This is a genomic window from Zoogloea sp. (assembly GCF_017302315.1).
Classification (GTDB): Bacteria; Pseudomonadota; Gammaproteobacteria; order Burkholderiales; family Rhodocyclaceae; genus Zoogloea.
Window position 1 is genome coordinate 1 of the sequence record NZ_JAFLDT010000146.1, and the last position, 4,925, is coordinate 4,925.

The 4,925-nt window shown below is 69.6% G+C and carries 6 protein-coding genes; 4 read left to right on the forward strand and 2 right to left on the reverse strand.

All coding sequences use genetic code 11. The features are described 5' to 3' along the window. Positions 1-120: 120 nt before the first annotated feature. The 3 genes from J0L98_RS21140 to J0L98_RS21150 all read left to right on the forward strand — a co-directional run bounded on the left by J0L98_RS21140 (position 121) and on the right by J0L98_RS21150 (position 3,093). Positions 121-930 carry a biotin-dependent carboxyltransferase family protein gene (locus J0L98_RS21140; protein ID WP_296414198.1) on the forward strand — a complete coding sequence of 270 codons (810 nt, stop codon included), beginning with the start codon at positions 121-123 and terminating at the stop codon, positions 928-930. A 13-nt stretch (positions 931-943) separates the two neighbouring features. Beyond that, entirely contained in the window at positions 944-1,720 is a 777-nt protein-coding gene (locus J0L98_RS21145) for a 5-oxoprolinase subunit PxpA (RefSeq protein ID WP_296414200.1), read from the forward strand. An 86-nt stretch (positions 1,721-1,806) separates the two neighbouring features. Further along, positions 1,807-3,093, forward strand: coding sequence for a Glu/Leu/Phe/Val dehydrogenase (locus J0L98_RS21150; RefSeq protein ID WP_296414201.1), 1,287 nt, complete (start codon positions 1,807-1,809; stop codon positions 3,091-3,093). On the opposite strand, the gene J0L98_RS21155 is transcribed toward J0L98_RS21150, so the two are convergent. Further along, positions 3,090-3,476 (reverse strand): hypothetical protein, encoded by a 387-nt coding sequence (locus tag J0L98_RS21155; RefSeq protein WP_296414202.1) that lies wholly within the window; start codon positions 3,474-3,476, stop codon positions 3,090-3,092. The genes J0L98_RS21150 and J0L98_RS21155 overlap by 4 nt on opposite strands. Before the next feature lie 155 nt (positions 3,477-3,631). Here J0L98_RS21155 and J0L98_RS21160 point away from each other — a divergent pair, with 155 nt between their 5' ends. Further along, positions 3,632-4,645: a transporter gene (locus tag J0L98_RS21160; protein ID WP_296414204.1), complete on the forward strand. Its 1,014-nt coding sequence runs from the start codon at positions 3,632-3,634 to the stop codon at positions 4,643-4,645. 38 nt (positions 4,646-4,683) lie between these two features. Here the strand turns inward: J0L98_RS21160 and J0L98_RS21165 are convergent. After that, positions 4,684-4,925, reverse strand: a 242-nt coding sequence (locus J0L98_RS21165; protein ID WP_296414205.1) for a hypothetical protein, incomplete at its 5' end; no start/stop codon positions are given.

Below are 4,925 nucleotides of genomic sequence, written 5' to 3' on the forward strand. Positions count from 1 at the left end.
GGGAATACAAAACTCATAATGCGCCGTGCTTTTTTCGCCGTCTGGGCGGACACGGTAACCATCTTCATTAAATTCAGTAAGGTTCATTTTGATCTTCAGTTCGTTAAGCGGGATGCGCCGGTGCGCATCGCCCTGGCCGGCACCATGGGCGCCCGACGCATCGGCCCCTCGGGCGCCAGCCAGGCGGTTCCGGCCTGGTCCACCCTGAGCCTGCAGCCCGGTGAGCAGCTTCAGGTGGGCAGCCCCCGCGGCGTCGGCTACATCGCCGTCGAGGGCGGGCTGCTCACCCCGCCCATGCTCGGCAGCTGCTCCACCTACGCCCGGGCCGGGCTGATCCACGCTGCCACCACCCTGCCCTGCTGCGCCGCCCGCGGGCAGGGCGGCGAGCGCCGGAACGTGGCGCTGCGCCATGAAAGCGGCCCGATCCGGGTCATCCCCGGCCCCCAGGACGATCACTTCACCGCCGCCGCCCTCGACCACTTCTACACCGGGCCTTTCCGCGTGACCCGCCAGCGCGACCGTATGGGCCTGCGTCTGGCCGGGCCGGCCCTGGCCCACAATCAGCGCGGCGCCGACATCCTCTCCGACGGCGTGACCCCCGGCGCCATCCAGGTGCCGGCCGACGGGCAGCCCATCCTGCTGCTGGCCGATTGCCAGACCGTGGGCGGCTACCCCAAGATTGCCACCGTGATCCGCGCCGACCTGCCGCGCCTGGCCCACCTGCAGCCCGGCGACGAGATCCGCTTCCGTGCCGTGGACGCGGATGAAGCCGCCGCCGCCCGGTCTGCGCTGGCCCGCCGCCTGAGCGACTGGCTGGCCAGCGCCCGGCAGATCCCCGCCGGCAGCGACCCCGACAGCGCCGTGCTGCTGGCTGCCAACCTGGCCGGCGCAGCCGTGCGCGGCGACGACCCCCACCTGTGGCCCGACTGAACGAGACCTGGCAATGACCCACATCCTCAACCTCAACGCCGATCTGGGCGAAAGCTTCGGCGCCTGGCAGATGGGCCAGGACGCCGAACTCCTGGGCAGCCTCGACAGCGCCAGCATCGCCTGCGGCTTCCATGCCGGTGATCCGCTGGTCATGCGCGACACCCTGCGCCGGACCAGGGCGGCCGGCGTGGGCGTGGGTGCCCACCCCGCCTACCCCGACCTGCAGGGTTTCGGGCGGCGCCCCATGACCCTGCCCGCAGCGGAACTGGAAGCCATCCTGATCTACCAGATCGCTGCGCTGGCCGGCATGGCCCGGGCCGAAGGCCTGGCCATGGGCCACGTCAAACCCCATGGCGCCCTGTCCAACATGGCCTGCGTGGACGCCACCCTGGCCGGCACCGTGGTCACCGCCATCCGGGCCTTCGACGCCAGCCTGATCCTCCTCGCCCCGGCCTGCTCGGCCCTGGCCGATGCCGGCCGCCGGGCCGGGCTGCGGGTGGTGGAAGAGATCTTTGCCGACCGGGCCTACCAGGACGACGGCAGCCTGGTGCCGCGCAGCCGCCCCGACGCCATGATCCACGGCGCCGCCGCCGCCCTCGCCCATGTGCTCGCCATGCTTGAAGCCGGAGCCATCATCTCGGTAAACGGGATCCACCGCCCCACCCCCATCGGCAGCATCTGTGTGCACGGTGACGGCCCCGAAGCGGTGGCCACGGCCCGTGTCCTGCGGGCCGGGCTGCTCGAACGGGGCTACCGCCTGGTCGGGCTCGAGGCGATTGCCACCGACTGAGCAGGATGGTCGGCCCGCCGGCACGACTCACGGAACCTGCAGCCCGGCAATGCGTCCACCGAGGGCGAACCCGAGGAGAAACAACAATGAACAACGTCTCCCGCATCCCCTCCTACCTGTCCCCCGAGCACCTGGGCCCCTGGGAAACCTTCCTGGTCCAGATCGATCGGGTTGAGCCCCATCTGGCGCCGGAGCTGCGCCCCCTCGCCCCCATCCTCACGCGACCCATGCGAGCGTTGATCGTCGACGTGCCTATTCGTCTTGATAATGGCGAGATGGCTCACTTCGAGGGTTACCGGGTGCAGCACAACTTGGCCCGTGGCCCCGGCAAGGGCGGCATCCGCTTTCACCCCCAGGTCACGCTGTCAGAGGTAATGGCCCTGTCGGCCTGGATGACCGTGAAGAACGCCGTGGTCAATGTGCCCTTTGGCGGCGCCAAGGGCGGCGTGCGGGTGGACCCGAAGCAGCTATCCCTGGCCGAGCTGGAGCGCCTGACCCGCCGCTACACCAGCGAGATCCACATCCTGCTGGGCCAGGACAAGGACATCCCGGCGCCGGACATCAATACCAACGAGCAGGTGATGGCCTGGCTGATGGACACCTACTCCATGAACGAGGGGCGGACGTCGATGGGCGTGGTCACCGGCAAGCCGGTCAGTCTGGGCGGCAGCCTGGGCCGCAAGGACGCCACCGGCCGCGGCGTCTTCGCCAGCACCGTGGAAGCCGCCCGGCGCCTGGGCCTGGACATCAACGGGGCGCGGGTGGCGGTGCAGGGCTTCGGCAATGTCGGCGAGGCTGCGGCCCGCCTGTTCGCCGATGCGGGCGCCCGGGTGGTGGCCCTGCAGGACAGCTCGGGGGCCATCGCCAACCCGGCCGGCCTAGACGTGCGCGCCGCCAAGGCCTGGCGCCAGCAGCAGGGCCGCCTGAGGGGCGCGCCGGGGGCCGAGACCATCGACGTGGACCGCTTCTGGAGCACCGAGGCCGACATCCTGGTGGCTGCGGCCATGGAGAACCAGATCACCCCCGCGGTGGCCGAGCGGCTCCATGCCCGGATCCTGGTCGAGGGCGCCAACGGCCCGACCACGCCGGAGGCCGACCTGATCCTGCAGGAGCGAGGCATCACCGTGATCCCCGACGTGCTGGCCAATGCCGGCGGGGTGACGGTGAGCTATTTCGAGTGGGTGCAGGACATCAGCGCCTTCTTCTGGACCGAGGACGAGATCAACGCCCGCCTCGACCGGATCATGCGCGAGGCCTTCGCGGCGGTGTGGGAGGCCGCCCGGGCCAAGGGCATTCCCTTGCGCACCGCCGCCTTCGTGCTGGGCTGCGAGCGGGTGCTGCTGGCCCACAAGTTGCGGGGCCTCTACCCCTAAGGTCTGGCTGCCGGCCGTGGGTCCTGCCACACCACGGTGCCGGCCGCACGGTTGATGCGGAGGTGGGGGCATTCCCGGTCGCGGGTACCGCCACCGTGAACGCCGCCGTCAGGTGCGCACAGATACACCCCGTCGGCGGTGTAGAGGCGGTTGTACTGGTCGCAGCACGGGGCGGGCACGTAGAAATACGTCCGCCCCAGCAGCACATGCCGGCTGATGCTGCGGGGATGGCGATCCGGGGGCGAGGCGAGGATCTCCGCCGCCAGCCGCCCTATCGTTGCCGCCTCCCCGTCGTCGTCGGCCCGGGCCGGCGCCATGAAAAACGTGACAACGATCAGGACGGCGGGGAGCCAGTGGCGGTGGCGCATCCCGAAAACAGGCATGGCGATATCCGGTCAGTAAGCCGGGGCACTGCCCGGCGGGCCTGCAGTATTCACCACCGGCTACGGCCTGTCCCCCTGGCTGGCGTCATTGAATCGTCACACCCCTGTCATCCGGCACGGGCAGGCTCGCGGCTCCGAAGCTCCGCCTGACTGCCGTGCTGCCCACCGACGCCGCCTATGGCTCCGACCGTTCCGGCCTGATCTCCGGCTACCTGTTCCATCCCGGCACCCCGGGCCAAGCCATGGATACCGTCCAGGCGGGCCACTGGCTGGAAGGCCGGGAAGCGGCGAACGGGGCTTTTGCCTGGCTGCACTTCAACCTCGCCAACGCGGCCACCGAACGCTGGCTGAGAGCGCACATCGGTAGCGTGGATGCCTTCTTCGACGCCCTCCATGAGGGCTCCCGCTCGACCCGCATCGAGTACGCCCACGACGCCCTGATCGCGGTGGTCAACGATGTGCTTTACGAGTTCGACTTCGAACCGTCGCAGATCGCCACCCTGTGGATGTACGTGGATGAGCGCACCCTGGTGAGTGCCCGCCTGCAACCCCTGCGCTCCATCGACCGCCTGCGCGCGGCGGTGAAGAACGGCGAGACCTTCGACTCCAGCGTGGCCCTGCTGACCCACCTGCTGCGCGACCAGGCGGATGTGCTGGTACAGATCGTCCGCGCCGCCACCGAGCGGGTGGACAAGGTGGAAGACAGCCTCCTGGTCGGCCGCGTCAAGCACAGCCGGGCGCGGCTCGGCGCCTTGCGCCGGGTGCTGGTACGCCTGCGCCGCCTGCTCGCCCCGGAGCCCGGCGCCCTCTTCCGCCTGCTCAACCAGCCCCCCGGCTGGATCGCCCAGGGTGACGTGCATGAGTTGCGCCATTCCACGGAAGAGTTCTCTGCCGTGCTCGGCGACATGACGGCGGTGCAGGAACGAATAAAGCTGCTGCAGGAAGAAATCGCCGCCCAGGTGACGGAAGAGACCAACCGCAGCGTCTTCGTGCTGACCATGGTCACGGTGCTGGCCCTGCCCATCAACATGATCGCCGGCCTGCTGGGCATGAACGTGGGGGGCGTCCCGCTGGCCGAACACGTCCATGGCTTCTGGATCGTCGTGGCGATCATCGCCAGCTTCACGGTGGTGGCGGCGTGGTGGGCGTTCCGGGGGCGGGAGGAGTAAGCCCCCCTCCACCGTGGGGTCGAATGAACCCATTTTTCTCAATTTGACGTCGTCTGCCCCCCTGAGCTCGCCCGCCGTAGCATCCGTGGCTTTCCGTTTTTCCACGTCACGTTGGCCGGGAATTCGCCCCGGCGGGCGACCTTCTTCTTTGCTTCGCCAAAGAAGAAGGGGCGCGAGACGGCATCGACCGGCTCGCCGCGCAGCAGGCGCAGCACAACTCCCTTCTTCCGTCCCGCCGACCACCGCTTCACCTCGGCGGCCGCGCCGGGCTCGCCTCCAG

Bases quoted from the DNA above. Each gene is read 5' to 3' on its own strand.
- J0L98_RS21145 (WP_296414200.1), top strand. From the start codon at position 944: ATGACCCACATCCTCAACCTCAACGCCGATCTGGGCGAAAGCTTCGGC.
- J0L98_RS21150 (WP_296414201.1), top strand. From the start codon at position 1,807: ATGAACAACGTCTCCCGCATCCCCTCCTACCTGTCCCCCGAGCACCTG.
- J0L98_RS21155 (WP_296414202.1), bottom strand. From the start codon at position 3,476: ATGCCTGTTTTCGGGATGCGCCACCGCCACTGGCTCCCCGCCGTCCTG.